Source organism: Sphingobium sp. SYK-6 (assembly GCF_000283515.1).
In the GTDB taxonomy this organism is placed as follows: Bacteria; Pseudomonadota; Alphaproteobacteria; order Sphingomonadales; family Sphingomonadaceae; genus Sphingobium; species Sphingobium lignivorans.
Genome location: NC_015976.1, coordinates 3,833,128 through 3,860,027 on the forward strand (window position 1 = coordinate 3,833,128; position 26,900 = coordinate 3,860,027).

General features: G+C 65.2%; 36 protein-coding genes. 9 read left to right on the plus strand and 27 right to left on the minus strand.

Annotated features, from left to right (window positions below):
• Positions 1-14: 14 nt before the first annotated feature.
• Entirely contained in the window at positions 15-1,382 is a 1,368-nt protein-coding gene (gene secY / locus SLG_RS17560; RefSeq protein WP_014077858.1) for a preprotein translocase subunit SecY, read from the minus strand.
• Between the two features lie 203 nt (positions 1,383-1,585).
• On the minus strand, positions 1,586-2,068 hold the full coding sequence (gene rplO, locus SLG_RS17565; RefSeq protein WP_014077859.1) for a 50S ribosomal protein L15: 483 nt from the start codon (positions 2,066-2,068) through the stop codon (positions 1,586-1,588).
• Positions 2,069-2,335: 267 nt separating this feature from the next.
• Between rplO and SLG_RS17570 the strand changes: the two genes are divergently transcribed.
• Positions 2,336-3,397, plus strand: coding sequence for an acyltransferase family protein (locus SLG_RS17570; protein WP_041392186.1), 1,062 nt, complete (start codon positions 2,336-2,338; stop codon positions 3,395-3,397).
• A 128-nt stretch (positions 3,398-3,525) separates the two neighbouring features.
• Here the strand turns inward: SLG_RS17570 and rpmD are convergent, their stop codons facing one another.
• The 25 genes from rpmD to SLG_RS17695 form a co-directional block, all read right to left on the minus strand.
• The gene (gene rpmD, locus SLG_RS17575; RefSeq protein ID WP_014077861.1) at positions 3,526-3,705 is read right to left on the minus strand and encodes a 50S ribosomal protein L30; all 180 of its coding nucleotides are present in this window, start codon (positions 3,703-3,705) and stop codon (positions 3,526-3,528) included.
• 5 nt (positions 3,706-3,710) lie between these two features.
• Entirely contained in the window at positions 3,711-4,451 is a 741-nt protein-coding gene (gene rpsE, locus SLG_RS17580) for a 30S ribosomal protein S5 (protein WP_041393670.1), read from the minus strand.
• A gap of 2 nt (positions 4,452-4,453) precedes the next feature.
• Complete coding sequence (gene rplR / locus SLG_RS17585; RefSeq protein WP_014077863.1) at positions 4,454-4,819, minus strand: 50S ribosomal protein L18; 366 nt, start codon at positions 4,817-4,819, stop codon at positions 4,454-4,456.
• A 3-nt stretch (positions 4,820-4,822) separates the two neighbouring features.
• Positions 4,823-5,356 carry a 50S ribosomal protein L6 gene (gene rplF, locus SLG_RS17590; protein WP_014077864.1) on the minus strand — a complete coding sequence of 178 codons (534 nt, stop codon included), beginning with the start codon at positions 5,354-5,356 and terminating at the stop codon, positions 4,823-4,825.
• Positions 5,356-5,751, minus strand: coding sequence for a 30S ribosomal protein S8 (gene rpsH, locus SLG_RS17595; protein WP_014077865.1), 396 nt, complete (start codon positions 5,749-5,751; stop codon positions 5,356-5,358). Before rpsH ends, rplF begins: the two co-directional genes overlap by 1 nt.
• Positions 5,752-5,763: 12 nt before the next feature.
• A complete protein-coding gene (gene rpsN, locus SLG_RS17600; protein ID WP_014077866.1) occupies positions 5,764-6,069 on the minus strand; it encodes a 30S ribosomal protein S14 in 306 nt (101 codons plus the stop codon).
• Positions 6,070-6,110: 41 nt separating this feature from the next.
• Positions 6,111-6,686 (minus strand): 50S ribosomal protein L5, encoded by a 576-nt coding sequence (gene rplE, locus SLG_RS17605; RefSeq protein WP_014077867.1) that lies wholly within the window; start codon positions 6,684-6,686, stop codon positions 6,111-6,113.
• Entirely contained in the window at positions 6,686-6,994 is a 309-nt protein-coding gene (gene rplX, locus SLG_RS17610; protein WP_014077868.1) for a 50S ribosomal protein L24, read from the minus strand. Before rplX ends, rplE begins: the two co-directional genes overlap by 1 nt.
• The gene (gene rplN / locus SLG_RS17615; protein WP_014077869.1) at positions 6,994-7,362 is read right to left on the minus strand and encodes a 50S ribosomal protein L14; all 369 of its coding nucleotides are present in this window, start codon (positions 7,360-7,362) and stop codon (positions 6,994-6,996) included. Before rplN ends, rplX begins: the two co-directional genes overlap by 1 nt.
• Before the next feature lie 83 nt (positions 7,363-7,445).
• Positions 7,446-7,709 carry a 30S ribosomal protein S17 gene (gene rpsQ, locus SLG_RS17620; protein WP_014077870.1) on the minus strand — a complete coding sequence of 88 codons (264 nt, stop codon included), beginning with the start codon at positions 7,707-7,709 and terminating at the stop codon, positions 7,446-7,448.
• A gap of 15 nt (positions 7,710-7,724) precedes the next feature.
• Positions 7,725-7,928 (minus strand): 50S ribosomal protein L29, encoded by a 204-nt coding sequence (gene rpmC / locus SLG_RS17625; protein ID WP_014077871.1) that lies wholly within the window; start codon positions 7,926-7,928, stop codon positions 7,725-7,727.
• A 5-nt stretch (positions 7,929-7,933) separates the two neighbouring features.
• Entirely contained in the window at positions 7,934-8,365 is a 432-nt protein-coding gene (gene rplP / locus SLG_RS17630; protein WP_014077872.1) for a 50S ribosomal protein L16, read from the minus strand.
• Between the two features lie 24 nt (positions 8,366-8,389).
• The gene (gene rpsC / locus SLG_RS17635; RefSeq protein ID WP_014077873.1) at positions 8,390-9,085 is read right to left on the minus strand and encodes a 30S ribosomal protein S3; all 696 of its coding nucleotides are present in this window, start codon (positions 9,083-9,085) and stop codon (positions 8,390-8,392) included.
• A gap of 3 nt (positions 9,086-9,088) precedes the next feature.
• Positions 9,089-9,472, minus strand: coding sequence for a 50S ribosomal protein L22 (gene rplV / locus SLG_RS17640; protein ID WP_014077874.1), 384 nt, complete (start codon positions 9,470-9,472; stop codon positions 9,089-9,091).
• Positions 9,472-9,750, minus strand: coding sequence for a 30S ribosomal protein S19 (rpsS, locus tag SLG_RS17645; protein WP_014077875.1), 279 nt, complete (start codon positions 9,748-9,750; stop codon positions 9,472-9,474). Before rpsS ends, rplV begins: the two co-directional genes overlap by 1 nt.
• A gap of 3 nt (positions 9,751-9,753) precedes the next feature.
• On the minus strand, positions 9,754-10,590 hold the full coding sequence (gene rplB / locus SLG_RS17650) for a 50S ribosomal protein L2 (RefSeq protein ID WP_014077876.1): 837 nt from the start codon (positions 10,588-10,590) through the stop codon (positions 9,754-9,756).
• A gap of 14 nt (positions 10,591-10,604) precedes the next feature.
• Positions 10,605-10,922: a 50S ribosomal protein L23 gene (locus tag SLG_RS17655; RefSeq protein WP_014077877.1), complete on the minus strand. Its 318-nt coding sequence runs from the start codon at positions 10,920-10,922 to the stop codon at positions 10,605-10,607.
• Positions 10,915-11,541 carry a 50S ribosomal protein L4 gene (gene rplD, locus SLG_RS17660; RefSeq protein WP_014077878.1) on the minus strand — a complete coding sequence of 209 codons (627 nt, stop codon included), beginning with the start codon at positions 11,539-11,541 and terminating at the stop codon, positions 10,915-10,917. The genes SLG_RS17655 and rplD overlap by 8 nt, the downstream gene beginning before the upstream one ends.
• Before the next feature lie 3 nt (positions 11,542-11,544).
• Positions 11,545-12,306 carry a 50S ribosomal protein L3 gene (rplC, locus tag SLG_RS17665; protein WP_014077879.1) on the minus strand — a complete coding sequence of 254 codons (762 nt, stop codon included), beginning with the start codon at positions 12,304-12,306 and terminating at the stop codon, positions 11,545-11,547.
• Positions 12,307-12,545: 239 nt separating this feature from the next.
• Positions 12,546-12,857 carry a 30S ribosomal protein S10 gene (rpsJ, locus tag SLG_RS17670; protein WP_014077880.1) on the minus strand — a complete coding sequence of 104 codons (312 nt, stop codon included), beginning with the start codon at positions 12,855-12,857 and terminating at the stop codon, positions 12,546-12,548.
• A gap of 142 nt (positions 12,858-12,999) precedes the next feature.
• On the minus strand, positions 13,000-14,190 hold the full coding sequence (gene tuf, locus SLG_RS17675) for an elongation factor Tu (RefSeq protein ID WP_014077881.1): 1,191 nt from the start codon (positions 14,188-14,190) through the stop codon (positions 13,000-13,002).
• A gap of 108 nt (positions 14,191-14,298) precedes the next feature.
• Positions 14,299-16,392: an elongation factor G gene (fusA, locus tag SLG_RS17680; protein ID WP_014077882.1), complete on the minus strand. Its 2,094-nt coding sequence runs from the start codon at positions 16,390-16,392 to the stop codon at positions 14,299-14,301.
• A 256-nt stretch (positions 16,393-16,648) separates the two neighbouring features.
• Complete coding sequence (gene rpsG / locus SLG_RS17685; protein WP_014077883.1) at positions 16,649-17,119, minus strand: 30S ribosomal protein S7; 471 nt, start codon at positions 17,117-17,119, stop codon at positions 16,649-16,651.
• A gap of 15 nt (positions 17,120-17,134) precedes the next feature.
• The gene (rpsL, locus tag SLG_RS17690; protein ID WP_014077884.1) at positions 17,135-17,506 is read right to left on the minus strand and encodes a 30S ribosomal protein S12; all 372 of its coding nucleotides are present in this window, start codon (positions 17,504-17,506) and stop codon (positions 17,135-17,137) included.
• Between the two features lie 291 nt (positions 17,507-17,797).
• Positions 17,798-19,117 carry a sensor histidine kinase gene (locus SLG_RS17695; RefSeq protein ID WP_014077885.1) on the minus strand — a complete coding sequence of 440 codons (1,320 nt, stop codon included), beginning with the start codon at positions 19,115-19,117 and terminating at the stop codon, positions 17,798-17,800.
• 352 nt (positions 19,118-19,469) lie between these two features.
• On the opposite strand from SLG_RS17695, the gene SLG_RS17700 reads away from it, so the two are divergent.
• The 8 genes from SLG_RS17700 (at position 19,470) to SLG_RS17735 (ending at position 26,869) form a co-directional block, all read left to right on the plus strand.
• Positions 19,470-20,201: a class I SAM-dependent methyltransferase gene (locus SLG_RS17700; RefSeq protein WP_014077887.1), complete on the plus strand. Its 732-nt coding sequence runs from the start codon at positions 19,470-19,472 to the stop codon at positions 20,199-20,201.
• Positions 20,202-20,306: 105 nt separating this feature from the next.
• Positions 20,307-21,845 carry a 2-polyprenylphenol 6-hydroxylase gene (gene ubiB / locus SLG_RS17705; protein WP_014077888.1) on the plus strand — a complete coding sequence of 513 codons (1,539 nt, stop codon included), beginning with the start codon at positions 20,307-20,309 and terminating at the stop codon, positions 21,843-21,845.
• Positions 21,846-22,305: 460 nt separating this feature from the next.
• Positions 22,306-23,562: a bifunctional phosphopantothenoylcysteine decarboxylase/phosphopantothenate--cysteine ligase CoaBC gene (coaBC, locus tag SLG_RS17710; RefSeq protein ID WP_014077889.1), complete on the plus strand. Its 1,257-nt coding sequence runs from the start codon at positions 22,306-22,308 to the stop codon at positions 23,560-23,562.
• Positions 23,543-24,013, plus strand: a complete 471-nt coding sequence (dut, locus tag SLG_RS17715; protein ID WP_014077890.1) for a dUTP diphosphatase — start codon at positions 23,543-23,545, stop codon at positions 24,011-24,013. The genes coaBC and dut overlap by 20 nt, the downstream gene beginning before the upstream one ends.
• A complete protein-coding gene (locus SLG_RS17720; protein WP_014077891.1) occupies positions 24,010-24,402 on the plus strand; it encodes a hypothetical protein in 393 nt (130 codons plus the stop codon). Before dut ends, SLG_RS17720 begins: the two co-directional genes overlap by 4 nt.
• On the plus strand, positions 24,402-25,160 hold the full coding sequence (locus SLG_RS17725; protein WP_014077892.1) for a HesA/MoeB/ThiF family protein: 759 nt from the start codon (positions 24,402-24,404) through the stop codon (positions 25,158-25,160). Before SLG_RS17720 ends, SLG_RS17725 begins: the two co-directional genes overlap by 1 nt.
• Entirely contained in the window at positions 25,157-25,531 is a 375-nt protein-coding gene (locus SLG_RS17730; RefSeq protein ID WP_014077893.1) for a DsrE family protein, read from the plus strand. Before SLG_RS17725 ends, SLG_RS17730 begins: the two co-directional genes overlap by 4 nt.
• Positions 25,532-25,618: 87 nt before the next feature.
• Positions 25,619-26,869: an MgtC/SapB family protein gene (locus SLG_RS17735; RefSeq protein WP_041392189.1), complete on the plus strand. Its 1,251-nt coding sequence runs from the start codon at positions 25,619-25,621 to the stop codon at positions 26,867-26,869.
• Positions 26,870-26,900 lie beyond the last annotated feature (31 nt).

Consider the following 26,900-nt stretch of genomic DNA (forward strand, 5'->3'; position numbering starts at 1 on the left):
GGCCGGCCCGGTTCCTAGCGGATCTTGCCCTTCAGCCGGGCCTTCTTGATGAGATCGCGATACTGGTGCGCGATGAGGTGGCTCTGGATTTGGGTCACGGTGTCGACCGTCACGTTGACGACGATCAGCAGGCTGGTGCCGCCCAGATAGAAAGGGATGCCTGCGCGCGCGATCAGGAACTCCGGAATGAGGCAGATCACCGCCAGATAAGCGGCACCGATCACGGTGATGCGCGTCAGCACATAATCGAGATAGGTCTCGGTGTTCTTGCCGGGACGGATGCCCGGGATGAAGCCGCCATTGCGCTTCAGATTCTCCGCCGTTTCCTCGGGATTGAACACGACCGCCGTGTAGAAGAAGCAGAAGAACACGATGCCGAGGCCATAAAGGGCCATGTAGACCGGCGTGCCGTGCGAGAGATACTGGTTGACTGCCAGCACCGCATCGCCCCACCCGCCGCTTGTCGCCTCCGCGCTCGCACCGGCGAACTGCGTGATGGTCAACGGCAGCAGCAGCAGCGACGAGGCGAAGATCGGGGGAATGACACCGGCCGTGTTGATCTTGAGCGGCAGATGGCTGCGATCCGCCTGCATGATGCCCTGGCGGGTCTGGCGCTTGGGATACTGGATCAGCACCCGGCGCTGGGCCCGCTCCATGAAGCAGATGCCGGCGATGAGGCCGAGCGCGATGACGATGATGCCGATGATGAGCAGGCCCGAAATCGAGCCGGTGCGGCCCGATTCGAAGAGATTGGTCAGCGTCACCGGCAACTGCGCGACGATGCCGGCCATGATGATGAGCGACACGCCGTTGCCGATGCCGCGGCTGGTGATCTGCTCGCCAAGCCACATGAGGAACATGGTGCCGCCGATCAGCGAGATGACCGCGGTCATGCGGAACAGCATGCCCGGATCGACCACGGCCTGTAGGCCAGACTGGGCGCCATAATTTTCCAGGCCTACCGCGATGAAATAGCCCTGCACCGCGGTGAGGCCCACCGTGCCGTAACGCGTATACTGGTTCAGCTTCTTGCGCCCGGCTTCGCCTTCCTTCTTGATGGCGGAGAGTTTGGGCGAGAGCGAGGCGGCGAGCTGCACGACGATGGACGCCGTGATGTACGGCATCACACCGAGCGCGATGAGGCTCATGCGCTCCAGGCTACCGCCCGAGAAGGTGTTGAAGATGTCGAGAATGCCGCCCTGCGTCTGGCGATAGAGCTGGGCCAGCACCGTGGGGTCGACGCCCGGCAGCGGCACGAAGGACAAGAAGCGGAACACGATGAGCGCGCCGATGGTGAACCACAGACGCTTCTTGAGTTCCGTCGCCTGGCTGAAATTGGCGAGGCTCAGATTGGCTGCCATTTGGTCGGCGCGTGATGCCATGATCGCTTGCAATCCTGAAAGCTGTTGCGCGCCTCTCCGGGAAAGGAAAGGCCGCGTAGTCCCTAGCCGTCCGAGCGGCCCCTGTCGAATGCCGGATGCCTCATCACATCGTCGCCAATGCAATCGACCCCGCCCGCCCATATCGGCAGGAGGGGTCGGTTATGCAAGCTGGCAATCATGCGATTGAACCGGCCCGAAAACGATTATTCGGCGTCTGCGGGCGTGGCCTTCGCCAGAATCTCGACCGTGCCGCCAGCCTTCTCGACTGCCTCGACGGCCGACTTCGATGCGCCAGCCACGGCAAACTTGGCCTTGGTGGTCAGCGCACCCTTGGCGAGCAGGCGCACGCCATGCTTGCCACCACGCGAAATGCCGGCTGCGCGCAGCGCCGCCTGATCGATCACGGCGGCCGCATCCAGCTTGCCGGCGTCGATCGCCTTCTGAACCATGCCCAGGTTCACTTCAGCATAGTCCTTGCGGAAGATGTTGTTGAAGCCGCGCTTCGGGAGACGCATGTGAAGCGGCATCTGGCCGCCTTCGAAACCGTTGATGCTGACGCCCGAGCGCGCCTTGGCGCCCTTCTGGCCGCGACCGGCGGTCTTGCCCTTGCCCGAGCCGATGCCACGGCCCACGCGCATCCGGCCCTTGCGGCTGCCGGCATTATCCTGGAGTTCGTTCAGTTTCATTATGTGCACTCGCTTTCGCTTTTGTCGCGCTGATAGGAAGGGATGGGCCCATAGCGGGGGAAAGGGGCTTTGTCACGCCCAAGATTGCGATGGCGTCGCTCTGCCCTTCCGAAGAATCCCTCATCTGATCGCCTTTGGGGATGACAGGCCGCCTGAAAGCTGAGCAGATGCGGAAGGCGGTTTTTTGTGCGAGCGCGAAGGGAGCGGGGATAGCCCCGACGCGTAGAGAAACCGCCACATCGCGCAAGCGCCGAAAGGGGGCAACGCGTGGGACATGTGGGAAGGGCCGACGATGACGCCGAAGGGGGATTCGGCTCGATCGAAGAGATTCGCATTCTTGCGACGCTGCTGTTGGTGGCGCTTCATGTCGTGGGCTATCCCGACGGGGGACTGCGACTCGCGCATCCCCATCCCCTCCGCTTCGTTGCCGACCTGCTGGGAAACTTCCGCATGCCGGCTTTCGCGTTCGTGGCAGGCTACATCTATTGCCTGCGTCCGCCCACGCAGGACAGTTTCGGCGCGTTCATGCTCGGCAAGCTGCGCCGGCTGGCCATCCCGGGCGCGATCGCGGCATTGATCTTCGCGCTGGTGTCCAGCGCCATGCATCTGCACTTCGCGCTGCCTCCCGAGGCGCTCTGGGAGCCCCTGGTCTATCCCTATGCCCATTTCTGGTTTCTTCAGGCCATCCTCGTCCTGTTCGTGGTCATAGGAGGTGCCGATATTGCGACGCAGCAACGCGGCACACTGTTTCTGTTCGTCATCACCACGCTGATCGCGGCCGGACAGCCATCGCTGCCCACCCTGTTCTCCCTCGACTACGCGGCCGAGCTTGCCCCTTTCTTCACATGCGGCATGTGCTTCTACCGCTACCGCACATGGTTGAGGGCGCATGCGGGCCTGATCACCATCATCGCCGCCGCCGCCAGTCTGGGGACTGTGAGTATAGCGACCATCGACTATCTTCTCCATGCCGCACCCGCGCCAAGAAAGGATGTGATCCATTCGATGGCGCTCGGAATGAGCCTGTGCGCCCTCATCCTGCTGCACTGGCCGCACCACCCCTCGGCCCGCAAGCTCGGCATGTTCTGCTTCACCATCTATCTGTATCATGTCTTCGGTACTGCGGCGGCTCGCATGGCCCTGCACGCCATGGGGATCACGTCGCTCATCGTGCATGTGCCACTGGGCCTTGCCATGGGATTGCTCGTGCCCATCGCGTTGCATCTCACGCTTGCGCCCTGGCCCCTGCCCGCTCAGCTCGTCCTCGGGCTCAGGCGCCGGACGCCGATCCCGGCTCCTGCCCCGATCACGATGCCATCAACGATGTAATCGGCCTGGTCTGCCGTGCACGAGGCGCTCGCAAGTTCGCGAGCGTCTGAATGCAAACATGCGCGCCGCCCGGAAGCGACGCGCATGCGTGTCTGTCAGTGTGTCCGGTCGCGCGACCGGACCGCAATTCAGCCTTCGATCACTTCCACCATGTGGGGAAGCTTCCGGATCGCGCCACGAACCTCGGGCGTATCTTCCAGCTCGACGACGCGGTTCATCTTGCCGAGGCCGAGGCCGATCAGGATCTTCTCCTGATGAGCCGGACGGCGAATCGGCGACCCGATCTGCTTCAGCTTGATCTTCGCCATGTCAGTTACTCCGCAATCGCTTCGGCGTCGGCCGCCGCGACCTCGGCCGAGGCACCGCCGCGCCGGAGCAGATCGGCCACCTTCTTGCCGCGGCGCTGCGCCACCGACTTCGGGCTGGTCTGCTCGGTCAGGGCAGCGAACGTCGCCCGGATCATGTTGTAGGGATTGGACGTGCCGACCGACTTGGTCACCACGTCGGCAACGCCAAGGCTCTCGAACACAGCGCGCATCGGACCGCCGGCGATGATGCCGGTGCCCGGAGGCGCCGTACGAACGGTGACCTTGCCGGCCCCGAAATGACCACGGCCATCATGATGGAGCGTGCGCCCTTCCTTGAGAGGCACGCGGACCATTGCCTTCTTGGCAGCAGCCGTTGCCTTGCTGATTGCCTCGGGCACCTCGCGGGCCTTGCCATGGCCGAAGCCGACACGGCCCTTGCCATCGCCCACGACGACCAGTGCAGCGAAGCCGAAGCGCTTGCCGCCCTTCACCGTCTTGGAAACGCGATTGATGTGGACGAGCTTCTCGACGAACTCCTCGCCACCATCATCGTCATTGCCACGACCGCGACGATCGTCGCGACGGCCACGGCCGCCACGATCCCGATCGCCACCGCCACGACCGCCACGGCCGCGACGCTGCTGCTGCGGTTCAGCGGCAACACCCGTCACTTCCTGCGGAGTGGTCTCGGGAGCGAGAACAGCCTGGGGCTGGTTGCCCTCACCGGTGGTGTTTTCGTCTGCCATCATCAGAACTCCAGTCCGCCTTCACGGGCGGCGTCGGCCAGCGCTTTCACGCGGCCATGAAAGAGGAAGCCACCGCGATCGAACACGACCTTGGTGACACCAGCCTTGGTCGCCGCCTCGGCGACGCGCTTGCCGACATCGGCAGCAGCCTCGGCAGTCGCGCCGGTCTTGCCCAGGGCCTTGGAGCCGACGTCCTTGTCCAGGGTCGAAGCCGAGGCGACGGTCTTGCCGGCCGCGTCGTCGATGACCTGGGCGTAGATGTGACGGCCCGAGCGATGGACGCTGAGACGGGGCTTGCCGCCGGCGCGCGCCTTGATCGCGGTGCGGACGCGGCGCGTACGCCGGTCGAAGAGAGAGAGTTTCGCCATGGCTTACTTCTTCTTGCCTTCTTTGCGGAAGATAAACTCGCCGTCATACTTGATGCCCTTGCCCTTGTAGGGCTCGGGCTTGCGCCAACGCCGGATCTCGGCGGCCACCTGGCCGACCTTCTGCTTGTCGATTCCGCTGATCTCGACCGTCGTGTTGTCCGGGGTCTTGATCTCGATGCCCTCGGGCACCGGGAAGTCGACGTCATGGCTGTAGCCGAGCTGCAGCTTGAGGTTCTTGCCCTGGGCATTGGCACGATAGCCAACGCCGGTGATCAGCAGCTTCTTGGAGAAGCCCTCGGTCACGCCGGTGACGAGGTTCTGCACGAGGGTGCGCTGCATGCCCCAGAAAGCGCGCGCAGCCTTGGTGGCGTTGCCCGGCTTCACGGAAATGGCGCCGTCCTCGAGCGTATAGCTGATCTCGTCACGCAGAGCCATGGCGAGCGTGCCCTTGGGGCCCTTCACCGAGAGCTGTCCGCCCTCGATCGTCGCGGTCACACCCGAAGGGATGGTAACCGGCTTCTTGCCGATGCGGCTCATCAGAACACCTCCGCCAGCACTTCGCCGCCGACATTCTGGGCACGCGCTTCGGTATCCGAAAGCACGCCCCGGGGCGTCGAGACGATGGTGATACCAAGGCCGTTGCGGACCACCGGAAGCTCCTTGGAGCCCGAATAGACGCGCCGGCCCGGCTTCGAGACGCGCGCCACATGCTTGATCGCGGGTTCGCCCTCGAAATACTTCAGTTCGATGCGCAGGCCAGGATGGCCGGCCAGCGCTTCTTCCGAATAGCCACGGATATAGCCTTCGCGCTGAAGAACATCGAGCACGCGGGCACGCAGCTTGGAGGCCGGGGAGACGACGCTATCCTTGCGCGCCTGCTGGCCATTGCGGATGCGGGTGAGCATATCACCCAAGGGATCGGTCAATGCCATCGCTTCTATTCCTTACCAGCTCGACTTGGTGACGCCGGGGATCAGGCCCTTGTTGGCCAGATCACGCAGCTGGACACGGCAAAGCCGGAACTTGCGATAATAAGCGCGCGGACGGCCGGTCAGCTCGCAGCGGTTGCGCACGCGCGTCGGATTTGCGTTGCGCGGAATCTCCGCCAGCTTCAGGCGGGCAAACAGCCGCTCGGTATCGTCGAGCGACGTGTCGTTCGCGACGGCCTTGAGCTTCGCATATTTGCCGGCATACTTCTTCACCAGCTTCTTGCGGCGCTCGTTCTTGTTGATCGAACTCAGTTTCGCCATGGACTTAAGCTCTCTTCCTTAGAAATTGGATCCGGCCACGCTCAGGCAGCCTCTTTTTCCGCCTCGACGGGGAACGGGAAACCGAAAAGGCGCAGCAGCTCGCGCGCTTCCTCGTCCGTCCGGGCCGTCGTGGTGACGATGATATCCATGCCGCGCACCTTCTCGATGCGGTCATAGTTGATCTCGGGGAAGATGATCTGCTCCTTGATGCCGAAGGCGTAATTGCCACGGCCGTCGAAGCTCTTCGGGTTGAGACCACGAAAGTCGCGAATGCGGGGCATCGCGATCGTCACGAGACGATCGAGAAACTCGTACATGCGCTCGCGACGCAGGGTCACCTTGGCACCGATCGGCATGCCCTCACGCAGCTTGAACTGCGCGATGGACTTCTTCGCCTTGGTGATGACCGGCTTCTGCCCGGCGATGAGCTCCATCTCCTCGGCAGCCTGGGTGACCTTCTTCTTGTCCTGAGTCGCCTCGCCCACACCCATGTTGAGGACGATCTTCTCGATCCGGGGGATTTCCATGACGTTCTTGTAACCGAACTTCTCGGTCATCGCCTTGGCGATGGTCTCGTCATAGAGCTTCCTGGAACGCGGGATATACTTGTCAGCCATCAGATGACCTCCCCGGTCTTGATCGCGACGCGGACCTTCTTGCCGTCGCGCTCCTCGAAGCGGACGCGCGTGGCCTTGCCGTCAACGGCAATCGCGACATTGGAGATGTGCAGCGGCGCCGGCCGGCGATCGATCCCGCCCTGCGGGTTCGCCTGGTCGGGCTTGCGGTGACGGGCATGGACGTTGATGCCGTCGACCAGCACCTTGTCCTCTTTCGGCATCACCTGAAGGACAGTGCCGGTGCGGCCCTTGTCCTTGCCGGCGAGCACGACGACGCTATCGCCCTTCTTGATCCTGGCGGCGCTCATTACAGCACCTCCGGCGCAAGGCTGATGATCTTCATGAAGTTCTTCGCGCGCAGCTCGCGGACGACCGGGCCAAAGATACGCGTGCCGATCGGCTCCGCATTCTTGTTGACCAGGACGGCGGCGTTGCCGTCGAAGCGAATGACGCTGCCGTCGGGACGGCGCACATCCTTGGCGGTGCGCACGATCACGGCGCGGTGAACGTCGCCCTTCTTGACGCGACCACGCGGGGCGGCATCCTTCACGGAGACGACGATGATGTCGCCCACGCTGGCAAAGCGGCGCTTCGAGCCACCGAGCACCTTGATGCACTGGACGCGCTTGGCGCCGCTGTTGTCAGCGACATCAAGATTGGATTGCATCTGGATCATCGATCCGGTTCCTTCTCAATTGGCTTGCCGGGCCCTTGTCCAATTTCTGGCCCGGTAGTTCCGTTAAATCTGCTTTCGCCGGCTCAGGCCGCCACTTCGGGCGACTTGTGCGTATCGACCCGCTCGATGACCTTCCAGGTCTTCAGCTTGGAGACCGGAGCGGTCTCCTCGATGCGGACCGTCTCGCCTTCATGATAGGCATTGGCCTCGTCATGAGCGTGATACTTCTTCGAGCGGCGAATGATCTTGCCGTAGAGCGGGTGCTTCACCTTGCGCTCCACCAGCACGACCACCGTCTTGTCACCCTTGTCGGAAACCACCGTTCCCGTCAGCACGCGCTTGGGCATCGTTGCTTCCTTCTCTTACTTGGCCGCCGAGCGCGTGCGCTCGGTCTGCAGCGTCTTGATGCGGGCGATGTCGCGGCGCACTTCGCGGATGCGGCTCGGCTTCTCGAGCTGGTTGGTCGCAGCCTGGAAGCGCAGGTTGAACTGCTCGCGCTTGAGCTCGCCAAGCTGGTTCGCCAGCTCGTCGTCGCTCTTGGTCTTGAGGTCGTCGATCTTGGTCATGACACTCAGGCTCCCAGATGCGAGGTGTCGCCCAGACGGGCCACAACCTTGGTCTTGATCGGCAGCTTCATCGCCGCGCGGGAGAAGGCCTCCGCAGCGAGCGGACCGGGCACGCCGTCCAGCTCGAAGAGGATGCGGCCCGGCTTCACGCGGGCAGCCCAGTATTCCACCGAGCCCTTGCCCTTGCCCTGGCGGACCTCGGCCGGCTTCTTCGACACCGGGACGTCCGGGAACACGCGGATCCACAAACGACCCTGGCGACGGATGTGACGCGTGATCGCGCGGCGGGCCGCCTCGATCTGGCGCGCGGTGACCCGCTCGGGCTCCATGGCCTTGAGGCCGTAGGAGCCGAAGTTGAGGTCCGTTCCGCCCTTGGCATCACCCTTGATGCGACCCTTGAAGGTCTTGCGGAACTTGGTTTTCTTCGGTTGCAGCATGATGCTCTACCTTGCTCTCAATTCTCAGCGCGCCGGACGCACGCCGGAGGTCTGAGCCTCCAGCATGAGCCGGTCGGTCGCCATCGGATCATGGCCGAGAATCTCGCCCTTGAAGATCCAGACCTTGATTCCGCAGACGCCATAAGCGGTGTGCGCCTCGGCCTCGGCATAATCGACGTTCGCGCGGAGCGTGTGCAGCGGCACCCGGCCCTCGCGATACCACTCGACGCGCGCGATCTCCGCGCCGCCCAGTCGGCCGCCGCAGGTGATCCTGATGCCTTCCGCGCCCAGGCGCAGCGCGCTCTGCACGGCGCGCTTCATGGCGCGACGGAAAGCGATACGCCGCTCGAGCTGGTCAGCGACACCCTGTGCGACGAGCTTGGAATCGATTTCCGGCTTGCGGATCTCGACGATGTTCAGGCTCACGTCGGAGCTGGTCATCGTGCCGAGCTTCTTGCGCAGCTTCTCGATGTCCGCGCCCTTCTTGCCGATGATGACGCCCGGGCGGGCGGCATAGATCGACACGCGGCACAGCCGCGCCGGACGCTCGATGACCACCTTGGAGATCGCGGCCTGCGGCAGCGTCTTCATCACGAACTTGCGGATCTTCAGATCCTCAAGCAGCAGGCGACCATAATCCTGGCCTTCCGCATACCAGCGGCTGTCCCAGGTGCGGTTGATCTGCAGGCGCAGACCGATCGGATTGCTCTTGTGACCCATGGATCAGGCCTCCTCTTCCGCTGCTTCACGCACGACGATGCGCACGCGGCTGAAAGGCTTCAGGATGCGGGTCGACTTGCCGCGACCGCGCGCATGGAAGCGCTTCATCGTGAACGACTTGCCAACCGACGCCTCGGCGACGACGAGCGCGTCGACATCGAGATTGTGGTTGTTTTCCGCATTCGCGACGGCGCTCGCGAGCACCTTGCGAACATCGACCGCCATCGCGCGCTTGGAGAAGGCGAGGACGTTCATCGCGTCCTCGACCTTGCGGCCACGGATCAGCGCGGCGACGAGGTTCAGCTTCTGGGCCGAGCCGCGGATCTGCGTGCCGACGGCCAGCGCCTCGTTCTCGGAGACGCGGCGGGGAGCCTTTGCCTTGCCCATTAGCGCTTGCCCTTCTTGTCAGCGGCGTGGCCGGGGAAGTAGCGCGTCGGCGCGAACTCACCCAGCTTGTGGCCGACCATGTCTTCGTTCACCGAGACGGGAACGTGCTTCTTGCCGTTGTAGACGTTGAACGTCAGGCCAACGAACTGCGGCAGGATGGTGGAGCGACGCGACCAGGTCTTGATCGGACCAGAGCGGCCACCCGCGTCCTGCGCGGCTTCTGCCTTCTTGAGCAGATGCAGGTCCACGAAGGGACCTTTCCAGACGGAGCGAGCCATCGCTTACCTCTTCTTCTTCGCGTGACGCGACCGGATGATCATCTTGTCGGTCGCCTTGTTGTGACGGGTACGAGCACCCTTGGTCGGCTTGCCCCACGGCGTGACCGGGTGACGGCCGCCGGAGGTCCGGCCTTCACCACCGCCATGCGGGTGATCGACCGGGTTCTTGGCGACGCCGCGCGTCAGCGGCCGCTTGCCGAGCCAGCGATTGCGGCCGGCCTTGGCGAGATTCTGGTTGGCGTTGTCCGGGTTGGACACCGCGCCGACCGACGCCATGCAGTCCGAGCGGATGTAGCGCTGCTCACCCGACCCGAGACGCACGATCACCATGCCGCGATCGCGACCGACGAGCTGCGCATAGGTGCCGGCGGAGCGGGCGATCTGGCCGCCCTTGCCCGGCTTCATCTCGATGTTGTGGATGATCGTGCCGACCGGCATCTGACCCAGTTCCATCGCATTGCCCGGCTTCACGTCGGTCTTCTTGCCGGCGATCACCTTGTCGCCTGCGGCGAGACGCTGCGGCGCGAGGATGTAGGCCACCTCACCGTCCGCATATTTCACCAGGGCGATGAAGGCGGTGCGGTTGGGATCATATTCCAGATGCTCCACCGTGCCCTCGACGTCCCACTTGCGACGCTTGAAGTCGATGATGCGATAGCGCTGCTTGTGGCCGCCCGCGATGCCGCGCGAGGTCACATGCCCCTTGTTGTTGCGGCCGCCGGTCTTGCGCTTGCCTTCGGTCAGCGCCTTGATGGGCTTGCCCTTGTGGAGCGCCGAGCGGTCGACGAGGATCAGGCCGCGCTGGGCCGGGCTCGTCGGGTTGTAATGCTTGAGTGCCATTTCTCAGTCCGCCCTCAAATGCCCGTGGTGACGTCGATCGACTGGCCTTCAGCCAGCGTCACGACGGCCTTCTTCACGTCGGAGCGCGTGTAGGGCTTGCCCTTCCAGCGCTTGGTCTTGCCCTTGGTGACGATCGTGTTGACCGACTTGACGTTGACGCCGAACAGCGCCTCGACAGCGGCCTTGATCTCAGGCTTGGAAGCGTCCTTCGCCACCTTGAACACAACCGCGTTGTGCTCGGAGACCAAAGTCGCCTTTTCCGTGATGTGCGGCGCAAGCACGACGTCGTAATGACGCGTCGCGACTGCTGCCTGTGCCTGCTTCTTAGCCATTGAAGCGCGCCTCCAGCTGCTCGACTGCCGCCCGGGTCAGCACCAGGCTGTCCGCACGCAGGATATCGTAGACATTGGCGCCGATGGCGGGGAGCACATTGACACCGACGAGATTGGACGAGGCCTTCGCGAACGAGACGTTGATCGCCTCGCCGTCGATGAACAGCGTCTTGCCGAGGTTGAGCTTGGCGAGATGGCCAGCCAGTTCCCGGGTCTTGCCGTCCTTGACGTCCAGATTGTCCAGAACCGTGAGCGAGCCGCCCTTGGCCTTGGCCGAGAGCGCCATCTTCAGGCCGAGCGCGCGAACCTTCTTGTTCAGCGAGTGGCCGAAGGTGCGGGCACGCTGGCCATGCGCCTTACCACCGCCGATGAAGATCGGAGCGCGGCGATCGCCGTGACGCGCCGTACCGCCGCCCTTCTGGCGACCGAACTTCTTGCCGGTGCGAGCGACGTCCGAGCGCTCGCGGGTCGCGGCGGCCGGAGCACGACGCTTCTCGAGCTGCCAGGTGACGACGCGATGCAGGATGTCCGCGCGCGGCTCGACGCCGAAGACGGCATCGTTAAGCTCCACGTCGCCGGACGACTTGCCGCCGTCGAGAGTGATAACCTTGACCTTCATCGATCAGCCCTCCTGGCCTTCGGTCGCCTCAGGCGCCGAAACATCCTGTGCGGGCGTCTCGGCCGGAGCATCGGCACTGTTGTTGTTCGCAGCAGCCTTCAGGCTCGCCGGATAGGGCGCGTCGGTCGGACGATCGACCTTCACGGCATCCTTCACCAGCAGCCAGGTGCCCTTCGAGCCAGGGACGCTGCCCTTGACGAAAAGCAGGCCGCGCTCGACGTCCGTGCGGACGATCTCGAGATTCTGCTGCGTGCGCTGACGGTCGCCCATGTGGCCGGCCATCTTCTTGTTCTTGAACACGCGGCCCGGATCCTGACGGTTACCCGTCGAACCATGGGCGCGGTGGCTGATCGAAACACCGTGGGTGGCGCGCATACCGCCGAAACCCCAGCGCTTCATCGCACCGGCAAAGCCCTTGCCCTGCGTGTGACCCGTCACATCGACGAACTGGCCCGCCACGAAATGGTCGGCGGCGATTTCCGCGCCGACATCGAGCAGGGCATCTTCGGCCACGCGGAATTCCGCGACCTGTGCCTTGGGCTCAACTTCCGCCTTGGCGAAGTGGCCGCGCTGCGGCTTGGCGACATTCTTCGCCTTCGCAACGCCTGCGCCGAGCTGAACGGCTACATAGCCATCACGATCCTGTTCGCGACGAGCGATGACCTGGTTGCCTTCGAGTGCCAGAACGGTGACGGGCACATGGCGGCCATCGTCCTGGAAAAGGCGGGTCATGCCCACTTTCTTCGCGATCACGCCGGTACGCATGATCAAATCCTCCAAATAGAGGCCCATGCGGTGCGCACGGGCTTATCCAACGAAAAACCGCCCGAGGCCCGAAAGCCCAAGCGGCCAACCCAATGTCTCGATGCGTGCACCCCGTCCGGGCTGGATGTTTTCCGATCCGACCAGCGGGGGAAAACGACGGAGGACGCTGCCCGGCCGGAGCCGGCGGTATCCAAATGTCCTTGCGAGGCACCCCTCAAGGGGGCACCCCGCCACGGCCATCAGGCCAGTTTGATTTCGACGTTCACGCCGGCAGCAAGATCGAGCTTCATCAGCGCATCGACCGTCTGCGGCGTCGGCTGCACGATATCAAGCATGCGCTTGTAGGTGCGAACCTCGAACTGCTCACGGCTCTTCTTGTCGATGTGCGGTCCACGATTGACCGTGAACTTCTCGATACGCGTCGGCAGCGGAATGGGACCACGAATAAGAGCGCCCGTGCGACGGGCGGTGTCGGCGATGTCGCCGGTCGCCTGGTCAAGCACGCGATGATCGAATGCCTTCAGGCGAATGCGAATATTCTGCGTTTCCATGTCCACTACCGATGTGAAAGAGCCAAAACAAAACCGCTCCACCCTGATGGCTCAGGCGCCCATCCGGCACTCACGAGCCCGCGCGAAGCGGCAAAAAAGCAAGCCGCCCGAATCATCCGACCCGAGCGGCTCGCTGCCTATATTACTTGGAGATCGAGCTGACAACCCCCGAACCGACGGTACGGCCGCCCTCGCGGATAGCGAAGCGCAGACCCGGATCCATCGCGATCGGAGCGATGAGCTTGACGCCCAGCTTCACGTTGTCGCCCGGCATGACCATCTCGGTGCCCTCGGGGAGCACGACTTCGCCGGTCACGTCCGTGGTGCGGAAGTAGAACTGCGGGCGATAGTTCGCGAAGAACGGCGTGTGACGGCCGCCTTCGTCCTTCGAGAGGACATAGACCTCGGCATCGAAGTCCGTGTGCGGGTTGACCGAGCCGGGCTTGGCCAGAACCTGGCCGCGCTCGACTTCCTCACGACCCACGCCGCGGATCAGCGCGCCGATGTTGTCGCCGGCCTCGCCCTGATCGAGCAGCTTGCGGAACATCTCTACGCCGGTGACGACGGTCTTCTTCGTGGGCTTGAGGCCGACGATCTCGACTTCCTCGCCAACCTTGACCACGCCGGTCTCGACGCGGCCGGTCACGACCGTGCCGCGACCCGAGATCGAGAACACGTCTTCGATCGGCATCAGGAACGGACGGTCAACCGGACGGGCCGGCTGCGGGATGTAGGCGTCGACAGCAGCCATCAGCTCCTTGATGGAGTTCTTGCCGATCTCGTCGTCACGGCCTTCGAGGGCCGCCAGAGCCGAACCCTTGACGATGGGAATGTCGTCGCCCGGGAAGTCGTAGCTGGAGAGCAGCTCGCGCACTTCGAGCTCGACGAGCTCGAGAAGCTCCTCGTCATCGACCTGGTCGACCTTGTTCATGTACACGACCAGCGCCGGGACGCCGACCTGACGGGCAAGCAGGATGTGCTCGCGGGTCTGGGGCATCGGGCCGTCGGCCGCGTTCACCACCAGGATGGCGCCGTCCATCTGCGCCGCGCCGGTGATCATGTTCTTCACATAGTCAGCGTGACCCGGGCAGTCGACGTGCGCGTAGTGGCGGTTGTCGGTCTCATACTCGACGTGCGCGGTCGAGATGGTGATGCCGCGCTCGCGCTCCTCGGGAGCCTTGTCGATGTTGGCATAGTCGGTGAACGTGGCGCCGCCCGTCTCGGCCAGCACCTTGGTGATGGCGGCGGTCAGCGTGGTCTTGCCATGGTCGACGTGACCGATGGTGCCAATGTTGCAGTGCGGCTTGTTCCGCTCGAATTTAGCCTTAGCCATTTCCTACCTCTTTTCGCTCGAATAGCTTGGGTTCAACCGCTCGGGGAAGCCTCGCGAAGGCGCCCCCATAACAGCATATTTTCATAAATCCAGCCTGAAACTGCCGGCTCAGGCGAGCTTCGCCTTCACTTCGTCAGCCACGTTCTGCGGCACTTCGTCATAGTGCGAGAACTGCATGGAATAGTTCGCACGGCCCTGGGTGAACGAGCGGAGCGAGTTCACATAGCCGAACATGTTGGCCAGCGGAACCATGGCTTCGACGACCTGCGCATTGCCGCGGCTGTCGGTGCCCTGGATCTGGCCACGACGCGAGTTCATGTCGCCGATGACGTCACCCAGATATTCCTCGGGCGTCACCACCTCGACCTTCATCACCGGCTCGAGCAGCGTGATGCCGGCCTTCTGCGCGACTTCACGCATCGCGCCGCGACCCGTGATTTCGAACGCCAGGGCCGACGAGTCGACGTCGTGATAGGCGCCGTCATACAGGTTGATCTCGAAGTCGATGATCGGGAAGCCGATGAGCGAACCCGTGGCCGCCGTCTCGCGCATGCCCTTCTCGATCGCGGGGATATATTCCTTGGGAATATTACCGCCCTTGATCTCATCCTTGAAGATGATGCCCGCACCGCGCTCGCCCGGCGTGACCTTCACCTTGATGCGGCCGAACTGGCCGGTACCGCCCGACTGCTTCTTGTGCGTGTAGTCGACGTCGACGGCCTTCTTGAGATACTCACGATAGGCCACCTGCGGCGCACCGACGTTCGCCTCGACCTTGAACTCCCGCTTCATGCGGTCGACCAGAATTTCGAGGTGAAGCTCGCCCATGCCCTTGATGATCGTCTGGCCCGACTCGTGGTCGGTGGAGACGCGGAAGGACGGATCCTCGGCGGCCAGACGATTGAGCGCGACGCCCATCTTCTCCTGGTCGGCCTTGGTCTTGGGCTCCACGGACAGCTCGATGACCGGCTCGGGGAACTCCATGCGCTCCAGGATGATCGGCTGACGCTCGGCGCACAGCGTGTCACCGGTCGTCGTTTCCTTCATGCCAGCCAGCGCGACGATGTCGCCCGCATAAGCCGTATCGATGTCCTCGCGGCTGTTCGCATGCATGAGGAGCATGCGGCCGATCTTTTCCTTCTTGTCCTTGACCGAGTTCAGGTACGTGCCCTTGGTCAGCGTGCCCGAATAGACGCGCAGGAAGGTGAGCGAACCGACGAACGGGTCGTTCATGATCTTGAACGCGAGGCCCGAGAACGGCGCATCATCGCTGGTCGCGCGGCTGTCCGGCTCTTCCGTGTCGGGGTTGATGCCCTGCACGTCCTCGATGTCCAGCGGGCTGGGCAGATAGTCGACGACCGCGTCGAGCAGCGCCTGCACGCCCTTGTTCTTGAACGCGGAGCCGCAAAGCACCGGCACGAAGCTCTGGTTCAGGGTGCCCTTGCGGATCAGCTTCTTGAGCGTTGCAACGTCGGGCAGGTTGCCCTCGAGATAGGCTTCCATCGCGGCATCGTCCTGCTCGACGGCAAGCTCGATCAGCTTCTCGCGATATTCGGCTGCCTTGTCGGCGAGGTCGGCCGGGATTTCTTCGTAGAAGAACTCAGCGCCCAGATTCTCATCCTTCCAGATGATCGCGCGGTCGTTCACGAGGTCGACGAGACCCTTGAACTCCGATTCCGCACCGATGGGCAGATACAGCACAGCCGGGGTCGCGCCGAGGCGATCGATGATCGTCTGCACGCAGTAATAGAAATTGGCGCCGGTACGGTCGAGCTTGTTGATGAAGCACATCCGGGGCACGCCGTACTTGTCAGCCTGACGCCACACCGTCTCCGACTGCGGCTCAACGCCGGCAACGCCGTCGAACGCGGCAACCGCGCCGTCGAGCACGCGCAGCGAGCGCTCCACCTCGATGGTGAAGTCGACGTGGCCGGGGGTGTCGATGATGTTCAGGCGATGCTCGGGGCCCTTGCCCTCATCTGCCTTCCACAGACAGGTGGTCGCAGCCGACGTGATCGTGATGCCACGCTCCTGCTCCTGCTCCATCCAGTCCATCGTGGCGGCGCCGTCATGGACTTCGCCGATCTTGTAGGACTTGCCCGTGTAATAGAGGATGCGCTCGGTCGTCGTCGTCTTGCCGGCGTCGATATGCGCCATGATGCCGAAATTGCGATAACGCTCGAGCGGGTGGCTGCGGGCCATGATATTCACTCCGTTGCCGGACGGTCCGGCGGTTTGGGGTCGTTAAGGATTCGGCGCGCCCATAACGCAATCCGTTCGTCCTGAGTAGGGGCTGAGCGACGTCAGACCTCTCTCGGAGAGCCTGTTCGCTCAAGTCCATCGATACGCCGCCCCGGCAGGTTGGGCGAGAGATCAGGACGAACGGCGGAGAAGGTCCGCCAGACATTCGGATGGCCGGGCACCGATCTCTCGATGCCCGGCCTCCAATATATAGTGCTTACCAGCGGTAATGCGAGAAGGCGCGGTTCGCTTCCGCCATGCGGTGCGTGTCCTCGCGCTTCTTGACGGCATTGCCGCGATTGTTCGCGGCATCCATCAGCTCGCCGGAAAGACGGGCAGCCATGGTGGTTTCGCTGCGGCTGCGCGCCGCATTGATGAGCCAGCGGATGGCCAGCGCCTGGGCGCGCTCGGGGCGCACTTCCACCGGGACCTGGTAGGTCGCACCGCCGACGCGGCGGCTGCGGACCTCGATGCCCGGCTTCACATTGTTGAGCGCATCATGGAAGAGCTGAATCGGATCCTTCTTGGCGCGCGCCTCGACAGAGTCGAGAGCGCCATAGACGATCGATTCGGCAACGGCCTTCTTGCCGTCCAGCATGATGTTGTTCATGAATTTGGAAAGGACCTGATCGCCGAACTTGGGATCGGGCAGGATGATGCGCTTTTCAGGGCGACGACGACGTGACATGGTTCTGTGTCTCCCTTACTTCGGCCGCTTCGCGCCGTACTTCGAACGGCTCTGCTTGCGGTCCTTGACGCCCTGCGTATCGAGCACGCCGCGCAGCACATGGTAGCGCACACCGGGAAGGTCGCGCACACGGCCGCCGCGGATCAGCACGACGCTGTGCTCCTGAAGGTTGTGGCCTTCACCGGGGATATAGCTGATGACCTCACGCTGGTTGGTGAGACGCACCTTGCAGACCTTGCGGAGAGCCGAGTTCGGCTTCTTCGGGGTCGTGGTGTAAACACGGGTGCAGACGCCGCGCTTCTGCGGGTTCTGCTCCATCGCAGGGACCTTGCTCTTGGCCTTCTGCGGTTCGCGGCCCTTGCGGACCAGCTGGTTGATCGTTGGCATGAAGCCCTTCACCTTTTCAGTTACTTTGCCGTCCGCGAAACCCTGTGACGAAAGCAGGCGGGCCGAGGCCAGCCTTCAAACGACAAGGGACCCGGTGGTCAGCATGACCCCCTGGCCCCGCAAGAGCATAGGCAATGTTCAAGCTCTGCTTGCCTCGAGCGACGCGTCACCGAATCTTCGGAAAAGCTCGGGTTCCAGGCCGAGAGGCAGGCGGCCCTATAGCGGCGGCCCGGCGCTCGGTCAAGCGCGGCCGCATCGAGGCGGCCGGCAGCTCGGACGCCGGCGCGCCCCTCAGGGTCCGGGCACGCCGAGGGTCACGACGAGGCCGCCGCCCGGCGCATTGGCGAAGTCCAGCGTGCCACCGAATCGCTGCAGGAGGCTGTGCGCTGTCGGGATGCCAAGGCCAAAGCCCGCCGTGTCCCGCGCGCGGGCATCGTCGATGCGGAAGAACGGGTCCAGGATGCGGGCGAAATGCTCCTCCGCGATCCCGGGGCCGTCGTCCGCCACCTCGATCTGCCAGCGGTCATCCTGCTGGCGGATCGTCACGCTCGCCCTGTTGCCATGATGGACAGCATTCTCGATCAGGGGCCCGAGCGCCAGCAGCAGGGGCTCGCGATAGGTCATGGTTTCGGCGCTGTCCGGCGCATCCAGGCTGATCTCGCCTTCCATGCCCTCCAGCAGGCCGCGCACCGCCGCGCTGAGATCCACGGGCTCGGGCTCGGCGGTCAGGTGCTGCGCGCGCAGATATTGCTGGAGCGACATCAGCATCGCTTCCATCTCGTCGGCGCTCGCGCCCACCAGCCGGGCAATGTCGCTGTCATCCACGAAGTCCGCCGCCACTTTCATGCGCGCCAGCGGCGTGCGCAGATCATGGCTGATCGCCTCGAACGAGCGCGCCTGCTCGTGAACGAGGCCGCTGATGCGCGCCTGCATGTCGTTCATCGATCGCGCGAGCTTGCGCAGGTCCGCCGGACCGCTTTCCTTGACCGGAACGAGCTGGCCCTGCGCGATCGCGGTGGCGGCTTCGGAGAGCCTGCGCAGCGGGGAGGTCAGCATGCGCAGCCCGATGAGCCCGCCGGCCAGCGAGAGAAAGGTGGTGCAGAGCGTCAGGATCGTCGCCCGCAGCGCGATCGGCCATGTGGAGGAGATGTCCCGTGAGCGGAAATTGAGCCAGACATCGCCCGAGAGCAGCATTGACCCCACCAGATCGACTCGCCCGCCGGCGCGCCGCTCCCGCGCGAGCATCAGTTGCCGGCGGGCGAGCACCGGCTCCCAGGCCAGAATCTGCCGGACGATCTCCTCGATCTCCTCGACCCTGTCCTGCTCGCGCACCATGGGCGCGGCAGCGAGCCGCACTTCCAGATGCTTGCTGGTCATGATCGCGCCGACCTGCTCGGGCGCGATGCGATGCACGCGGTCGCTGACCACCAGCAGCTCCGCGACCCGGCGGGCATGGTCCTCGCGCAGCGTCTGCCTGTCGATCGCATGATAGAAAAGCAGGCTCGCACCCACCTGCACCGTCCCGATGATGATGAACAGCAAGGCGACATAAGCCACCAGGCGCCGCGAGCGCAGCAGACCGACGAGCGCGCGATGATGCGGCAGTTCCATCAACAACTCTGCCTTGAAAAATTGAGGCTCCCGGCCGCCATCCGCAGCAGGCCGTCCCGCCCGGCGCGCCACGCGCCGCCTCGCGCATGGCGATTCCGGACAATGGCGGGCAAGTCGCGCATGACGCCCGCACTTCTCCTGAAAGCCCCGGTCACGCGATCCGCCGGACAGTGTCGGTCGTCATCATGGCAAGATGGCCCTGGCCATGGCGTGACGCTGTCATCGAACGCGCGGCAAGTCAATCGACTCGCTGGGCGGCAAAGCGGGCGGCAACACTTGCTTACCATCCGGCCACATCCCTTCCTGCGCGCGCCCTTTGCAGCCGGACCCAGAACCGCTAGAGGCCGGCACCATGACCGAGACTGTCTCCTTCGGCTATCGCGAGGTGGCCCCCGAGGAAAAGACGAAGCTGGTGGGCGGCGTCTTCTCCAATGTCGCCAAGAACTACGACATCATGAACGATGCCATGTCGGGCGGCATGCACCGGCTGTGGAAGGACCAGTTCGTCCGGCGGGTGAAGCCGCGCGAGGGCGAAGCGATCCTCGACATGGCGGGCGGCACCGGCGACATCGCCTTCCGCATGGCCGCGCGCGGCGCCCGGGTGACGGTGAGCGACATCAATGAGGACATGCTCGATGTCGGCATGGCCCGCGCGAAGAAGCGCGGCCTGGAGGGGCTGACATGGCAGCCGCAGAATGCCGAGACGCTGACCTTCGATGACCGGGTCTTCGATGCCTATACGATCGCCTTCGGCATCCGCAACGTGACGGACATCCCCGCGGCGCTGCGCGAGGCGCATCGGGTGCTCCGCTATGGCGGGCGTTTCTTCTGCCTCGAATTCTCGAGCACGACCTGGCCCGGCTTTGCGGACATCTATGATGCCTATTCGCACCGGCTCGTGCCGAAGCTGGGCAAGATGATCGCGGGCGACGAGGAGAGCTATCGCTACCTGATCGAATCAATCCGTCGCTTCCCGGACATGCCGCGCTTCGCCGCCATGATCGGCGATGCCGGATTCGTGCAGGTGAAGGCCGAGCCGATCCTTGGCGGCCTCGTCGCGATCCATTCCGGCTGGAAGGTCTGATCGGGCGATGAAAATTCCGTTGGCCCTGAGCGTGTCGAAGGGCTCACTCGCGCACCGGCCGGGCCATCCCGTCCGCTTCACCACGGCCCCGTGGAGTGCGGTGAAATGACGTCCCACGTCACGCATCTCTGGCGCCTCGGCAAATGGGGCTTCACGCTCGCACGGCGCGGCGCGCTGCGCGGGATCGCGCGGGACCGCAATGCGCCCCCATCGGTTCGCCGGTTCGCCAGGCTGGCCAGCCTGCTGACCTGGGCGCCGCAGCAGCCCCGCTATGGCGAGGCCTTCCAGGCGATCGGCCCGGCCGCCATCAAGCTCGGCCAGTCGCTCGCGACTCGGCCGGACCTCGTCGGCGAAGCCGCCGCGACTGATCTGCTGAGCCTGCAGGACACGCTGCCACCCCTCCCGTTCGAGGCCATCCGGCGCGAGATCGAAGCGAACTTCGGACGACCGATCGACGCGATCTATGCAGGCATCGACGAACATCCGGTTGGCGCGGCCTCCATCGCGCAGGTGCACAAGGCAGTGACGACCGACGGGCGCACCGTGGCGGTCAAGGTGCTGCGCCCCGGGATCCGGGAGCGCTTCGCCCGCGACATCGACACTTATGAATGGGCGGCGGCCCATCTGGAGCAGTTCGGCGGCGAAATCGCCCGGCTGCGTCCGCGCCTCGTCGTCGCCAACCTCAAGCGCTGGACCGCGCGCGAGCTTGACCTGCGCCGCGAGGCCGCCTCCGCGTCCGAGCTTGCCGAGGCCATGGCCGCCGTTCCGGGCTATCTGGTCCCCGCCATCGACTGGGACCGCACCAACGGCCGGGTGATGACGCTCGAATGGATCGACGGCATCAAGATCAGCAATCGCGAGGCACTGATCGCCGCCGGCCATGACGTGAAGGACATCGCGGCGCGGCTGGTCAACACGTTCCTGCGGCAGGCGATCGCGGATGGATTCTTCCATGCCGACATGCACCAGGGCAATCTCTTCGTGCGGGCGGACGGGGCCATCGTCGCGATCGATTTCGGCATCATGGGGCGCATCGACCGGCGTGCGCGCCTGTGGCTCGCGGAGATCCTCTACGGCCTCATCACCGGCAATTACCGCCGGGTCGCCGAAATCCATTTCGAAGCGCAATATGTGCCCGCGCACCACAATGTCGGCGAGTTCGCGACCGCCCTGCGCGCGGTTGGCGAGCCGATGCGCGGCAAGCCGGTCAGCGAGCTTTCCGTCGGGCAGATGCTGGACGGCCTCTTCGCCATCACGCGCGATTTCGACATGCAGACCCAGCCCCACTTGCTGCTGCTGCAGAAGACCATGGTGATGGTGGAGGGCGTGGCGACCATGCTCGACCCCGACATCAACATGTGGGACGTCTCGGGCCCCTATGTGAAAAGCTGGCTGCGCGACGAGCTTGGCCCAGAGGCGAAGCTCGCCGATTCGATCCACGAGACCATGGACACGATCCGGCGCCTGCCCGGCCTCGTCCGCCGGCTGGAGGATGCCTTTCCCGAGCCCGGCGGCGCTCCGCCCCCGCCCCCTCTGCCCGAGGTCAGGCTCGTGCAGGTGAAGACCGGCTGGTTCTGGCGCTATGCCGGCGTGGCGATCATCGCGGCAGCGGCCGGGGCAGGCGCAATGTGGGCGCTGGGATGACGCGCCATAGGCACCTCCCGGCCGCCGGGATGGTGGCCCGAGGCGCCGGCGGGGTTGGTCGTTTCGGGCGATGAGCGCGAGGTCGTGCCCGCCATGTCCCATCAGCATCGCTTTTCCCCTGTCCTACACCCCCACTTCCATGGCAGCCCTGCCCGACGTCTGTTCTCATCGACAGGGACAGGCACGGCTGTTTCTTATTGGAGAAGTCCCATCGTCCGGTCGGGCCGCACAGGCTTGCCGGAACAGGCTCTGGCGTCCGCCTGATTGGCCGTGCCGCAAAGTTCACAGGAAGCGGAAGATGAGGCGGACGTATCGTCATCTTTGTAAACTTCCAGAACGCAGCGCCGTGTTGGACCGGCATGCGAGCGATCACGCGCCACCTGTTATTGCTGGCACAGGCCAGGCGAAGACGGCATGATCTTGGTTGAGCTCTCATCCGGCGCTACATGAGGAGCGCATCATGACCCAACGCCGCATTCTCCTCATCGTCTCGGGCGGCATTGCCGCCTACAAGTCTCTGGAGCTGGTCCGCCTCCTCAAGGGCAAGGGGCTGGCCGTGCGCGCGGTGCTCACCGAGAGCGCCGCGCAGTTCGTCACGCCGCTCAGCTTCGGCGTGCTGACCGAGGACCATGTCTATGGCGACATGTTCGATCTCAAGGAGGAGCGCGAGATCGGCCATATCCAGCTCAGTCGCGAGGCCGACCTCATCGTCGTCGCGCCCGCCACCGCGAATATCCTCGCGAAGATGGCGGCGGGCATTGCGGACGACCTCGCCACCACCGTGCTGCTGGCCACCGACAAGCCGGTGCTGGTGGCCCCCGCGATGAACGTGCGCATGTGGCACCACAGGGCGACGCAGCGGAATCTCGAGACCCTGCGCGCGGACGGCATCCATGTGATGGAGCCGGGCGTGGGCGCCATGGCCTGCAATGAATGGGGCAAGGGCCGTCTGCCCGAGCCTGTGGAGATCGCCGCCGAGATCGAGCGGCTGCTGGCGGAAGGCGCGGCGCCGCATCCGCTGCTCACCGACACCAGCCGGACCATCATCGCCCCGGATCTGTCCGGCCCGACCCTGCATGGCCGCCATGTGCTGGTCACCGCCGGGCCGACGCACGAGCCGATCGATCCGGTGCGCTATATCGCCAATCGCTCGTCCGGGCAGCAGGGCTTCGCCATCGCGGCCGCCGCGGCCCGGGCCGGCGCGCGCGTGACGCTCGTGGCGGGGCCTGTCTCCCTGCCCACGCCCCGCGGCGTCGAGCGCATTGATGTGGAGACGGCGCGCGAGATGCTGGCCGCCGTGGAAGCAGCGCTGCCGGCTGATGTCGCCATCATGGTCGCGGCCGTCGCCGACTGGCGCGCCGCGGACGAAGCGTCGCAGAAGCTCAAGAAGGACGGCACCGGCGCACCGGCACCGCTCGCGCTTGCCGAAAATCCGGACATCCTGCGCAGCCTCGCCGGCCGTGCGGATCGGCCCGGCCTGCTGATCGGCTTTGCCGCCGAGACGGAGAATGTCGTCGACCATGCCCGCGCCAAGCGCGCCGCCAAGGGTGCCGACTGGATCGTGGCCAACGACGTCTCCGGGGACGTGATGGGCGGGACGCACAACAGCGTCCACATCGTCACGGCCGACGGCGTGGAGGACTGGCCGGACATGCCCAAGACCGCCGTCGCCGTGCGGCTCATCGAAAGGATCGCCGATGCCGTTGCCGGCCGTTGATATCGAAGTGAAGCGCTTGCCCCATGGGGAGGGCCTGCCCCTGCCCGGCTATGCCACGGAGGGCGCCGCCGGCATGGACGTCGTCTCCGCCGAGGACGTGACGATCGACAGCATGGCCCGCCACGCGGTCGCGACGGGCCTCGCCCTCGCCATTCCCGCAGGCTATGAAGTGCAGGTCCGGCCGCGCTCGGGCCTTGCGCTGAAGCATGGCATCACGCTTCCCAACACGCCCGGCACGATCGACAGTGATTATCGGGGGGAACTCAAGGTGATCCTCATCAATCTCGGCGCGGCCCCTTTCGAGATCAGGCGAGGCGATCGCATCGCCCAGCTCGTCGTCGCTCCGGTGCAGACCGGGCGGATGGTCGAGGTGGACGTGCTGGATGAAACCGCGCGCGGGGAAGGCGGTTTCGGATCGACGGGCTTCAGAATGGAAGGAGCGACATCATGATCACGGCTTTTCTGATGATGCTGGCTACGAGCACGAGCGAGATGCCAGCTGTTCCGACGCGACTGGATACGGTGCCGGTTATCGAGAACTGGCAGGGACGCAGCCTCTCCCCACGCTGGTCGTTCGATGCCCAGAAGGTCTACAGGCGCGGCGAATGTCACAGTGCCGTGAACTGGCGCGGCTCGCAGCTTCTCGAAGTGGACGTGCTCTTCCTGCTGGCCGGCGACGGCACGCTGCTCAAGGTGGTGCCGGTCAATTCGGAATGCGCCGAGATCGACAGTTTCATCGGCAAGCGCGTGACCGAGCGGCTGAAGTCGAGCTTCCCCGCCTCCGGCAGTACCGAGCCCCAATGGATGAAGTCGCAGGTGCGTTTCCTCTGGTCCGACTGATGGGATTCACCGACGAACAGCTTGAGCGCTATGCGCGCCACATCGTGCTGCGCGAGATCGGCGGTGCGGGGCAGGCGAGGCTGCGCGAAGCCCATGTCGCGATCGTCGGCGCGGGTGGCATCGGCAGCCCCGTCATCGCCTATCTGGCGGCTGCGGGCGTCGGCACTCTGCGCGTCATCGATCCCGATACCGTTTCACTGTCCAATCTCCAGCGACAGGTCCTGTTCGACACCCAGGACATCGGCCAGCCCAAGGCCGAGGCCGCTGCCACGGCCGCCCATCGCCTCAATCCCGATTGCCGGGTGATCCCCATCAATGCGGCGATCGATGCCGGCAACGCCGCGACCCTGCTGCGCGAGGCCGACATCATCCTCGACGGATGCGACAATTTCGAGACGCGGCTTGCCGTTTCGGATGCGGCGACACGGCTGCGCATCCCGCTCGTCACCGCCGCCGTCGGCCAGTTCGAGGGACAGATCGGCGTGTGGCGGGGCTGGGAAGAGGGCCAGCCCTGCTATCGCTGCCTCGTCGGCGAAACGACCACGGACCCCGCGCGCACCTGCGCCGAGGAAGGCATCGTCGGCGCGCTGACCGGCATCATCGGCTCCATGGCGGCGCTGGAAGTGATCCGAGCGCTGGTGCCGTTCGGCCAGAGCGCGACCGGGAAGCTGATCGTGTTCGACCTGCTCTCCCGCCGCCTGCGGGAGCTGGCCATTCCGCGCGATCCGGCCTGTCCTGCCACGCTCGCCACGGCATGAGCGGGCGCCCGCCCCTCGCGCTCGTCGTGGTGAGTGCGGACCCCGTGCGCTTGCGCGCGGCGCTCGCCTTGGCCCGCGCCGAAGTCGCGCTCGGCAGCGCGGCACGCATCTTCCTGCAAGGGGAAGCGGCCGCCCTGCTCCGCCCGCCCGTCACCGCGCCGCAGGACGCCGCCTGGCAGGCCGCGGGCGAACCCTCGCTCGCTCGCCTGCTCGATGCAGCGCTGGACGACGGCGTCGCGATCAGCCTGTGCCAGAGCGGCCTCGCCATGGCGGGAATGGATGCGCGCCAGCTCGATCGGCGGATCGAGCTGAGCGGCCCGGTCGCCTTTCTGGCTGCTGCCGGTCCCCAGATGAGGCTAATGGCGCTCTGACGGCGCCGCCCGGCCGGCGGCCTGTCCATGCCGGGTGTTTCCAGCCAGCCTGCAAATGCTCTATGCCCCATATATGAGAGCCCGGCCATGACAGCCTCCCTTCCCTCTTTCGCGACCGGCCTCATCGCAGCGCTGGCCGCGGGGCTGCTCATCGGGCTCGAGCGCGGCTGGACCCAGCGCCTGCTGCCACCGGGGCACCGGGTGGCCGGCTTCCGGACCTTCGGACTGGTCGGCTTCGTCGGCGGCCTTGCCGGCCTGATGCCCGATCTGCTGGCGGCCGTGATCGCGCTCGGCGTCATGGGCGCGCTGCTGATCGGCTTCGGCTCGGGGATCAGCGACGACCGGCTATCGGCGACCACCACGATCGCCGGCATCCTCACTTTCGTCATCGGCCTGGCTGCCACGCGGCTCTCGCCCGCCATCGCGCTTATCTGCGCGGGCGCCGCTTTCGTGCTGCTGAGCGCACGGCATTCCATGCACGCGCTGCTGCGTGGCCTGACGGAAGGGGAGATCGAGGGCGTCGCGCGTTTCGCGCTCGTCGCGCTGGTCATCCTGCCGCTGCTGCCGGACGCGGACCTGGGCCCTTATGGCGCGTGGAATCCTCGCCGTATCTGGATGGTGGTGGTGATGGTCGCCGCCTTCTCGTTCGTCGGCTATGTCGCCACGCGCCGGTTCGGCGCGAATCGCGGGGTCCTGGTGATGGCGTTCACCGGCGCACTGGTCTCCTCCACCGCTGTCACTGCGGACTATGCCCGGCGGCTGCGGGCGGAACCAACGCTGCGCGGCGTGCTGACGGCGGGCATCGCCATCGCCACCATCGTCATGTTCGTGCGTGTTCAGCTGCTCACCCTGATACTGGTGCCCCGCGCCCTGCCCACGCTCGCGCTGACGATGGCGCCGGCCCTGCTGGTCTCCGCCGTGCTCGCGCTCGTCGCCTGGCGGCGGCAGGACACGGGGGACGGCCAGGCGGTCAAGGTGGGCAATCCCTTCGATTTCGGCCCGGCGCTGTTGCTGGCAGCACTCGTCGCCATCCTCTCGCTTGTCGCCCGCTGGGCGCTGGAGGCCTATGGCGACCAGGGGGTAGCCGTCGTGCTGGGGCTCACGGGCATGATGGACGTGGACGCCGCTGTGCTCACCCTGTCCGGCATGCCAAGCGCGGCGCTGGACGATGCGACGGCGGGCTTCGTTCTCGCCGCGCCGGTGCTCGCCAACACGGCTTTCAAGGCGCTTCTCCCGCTCGTCATCACGCGCGGCAGGAACGGGCTGATCGCTGCCATGCCCTTGCTCGCCTCGCTCGGCGCGGCGCTGGCGGGGCTTGCGGTCTACCGGCTGATATAGCGGCGGATGCATCGGGGCATGACCTTCGCCA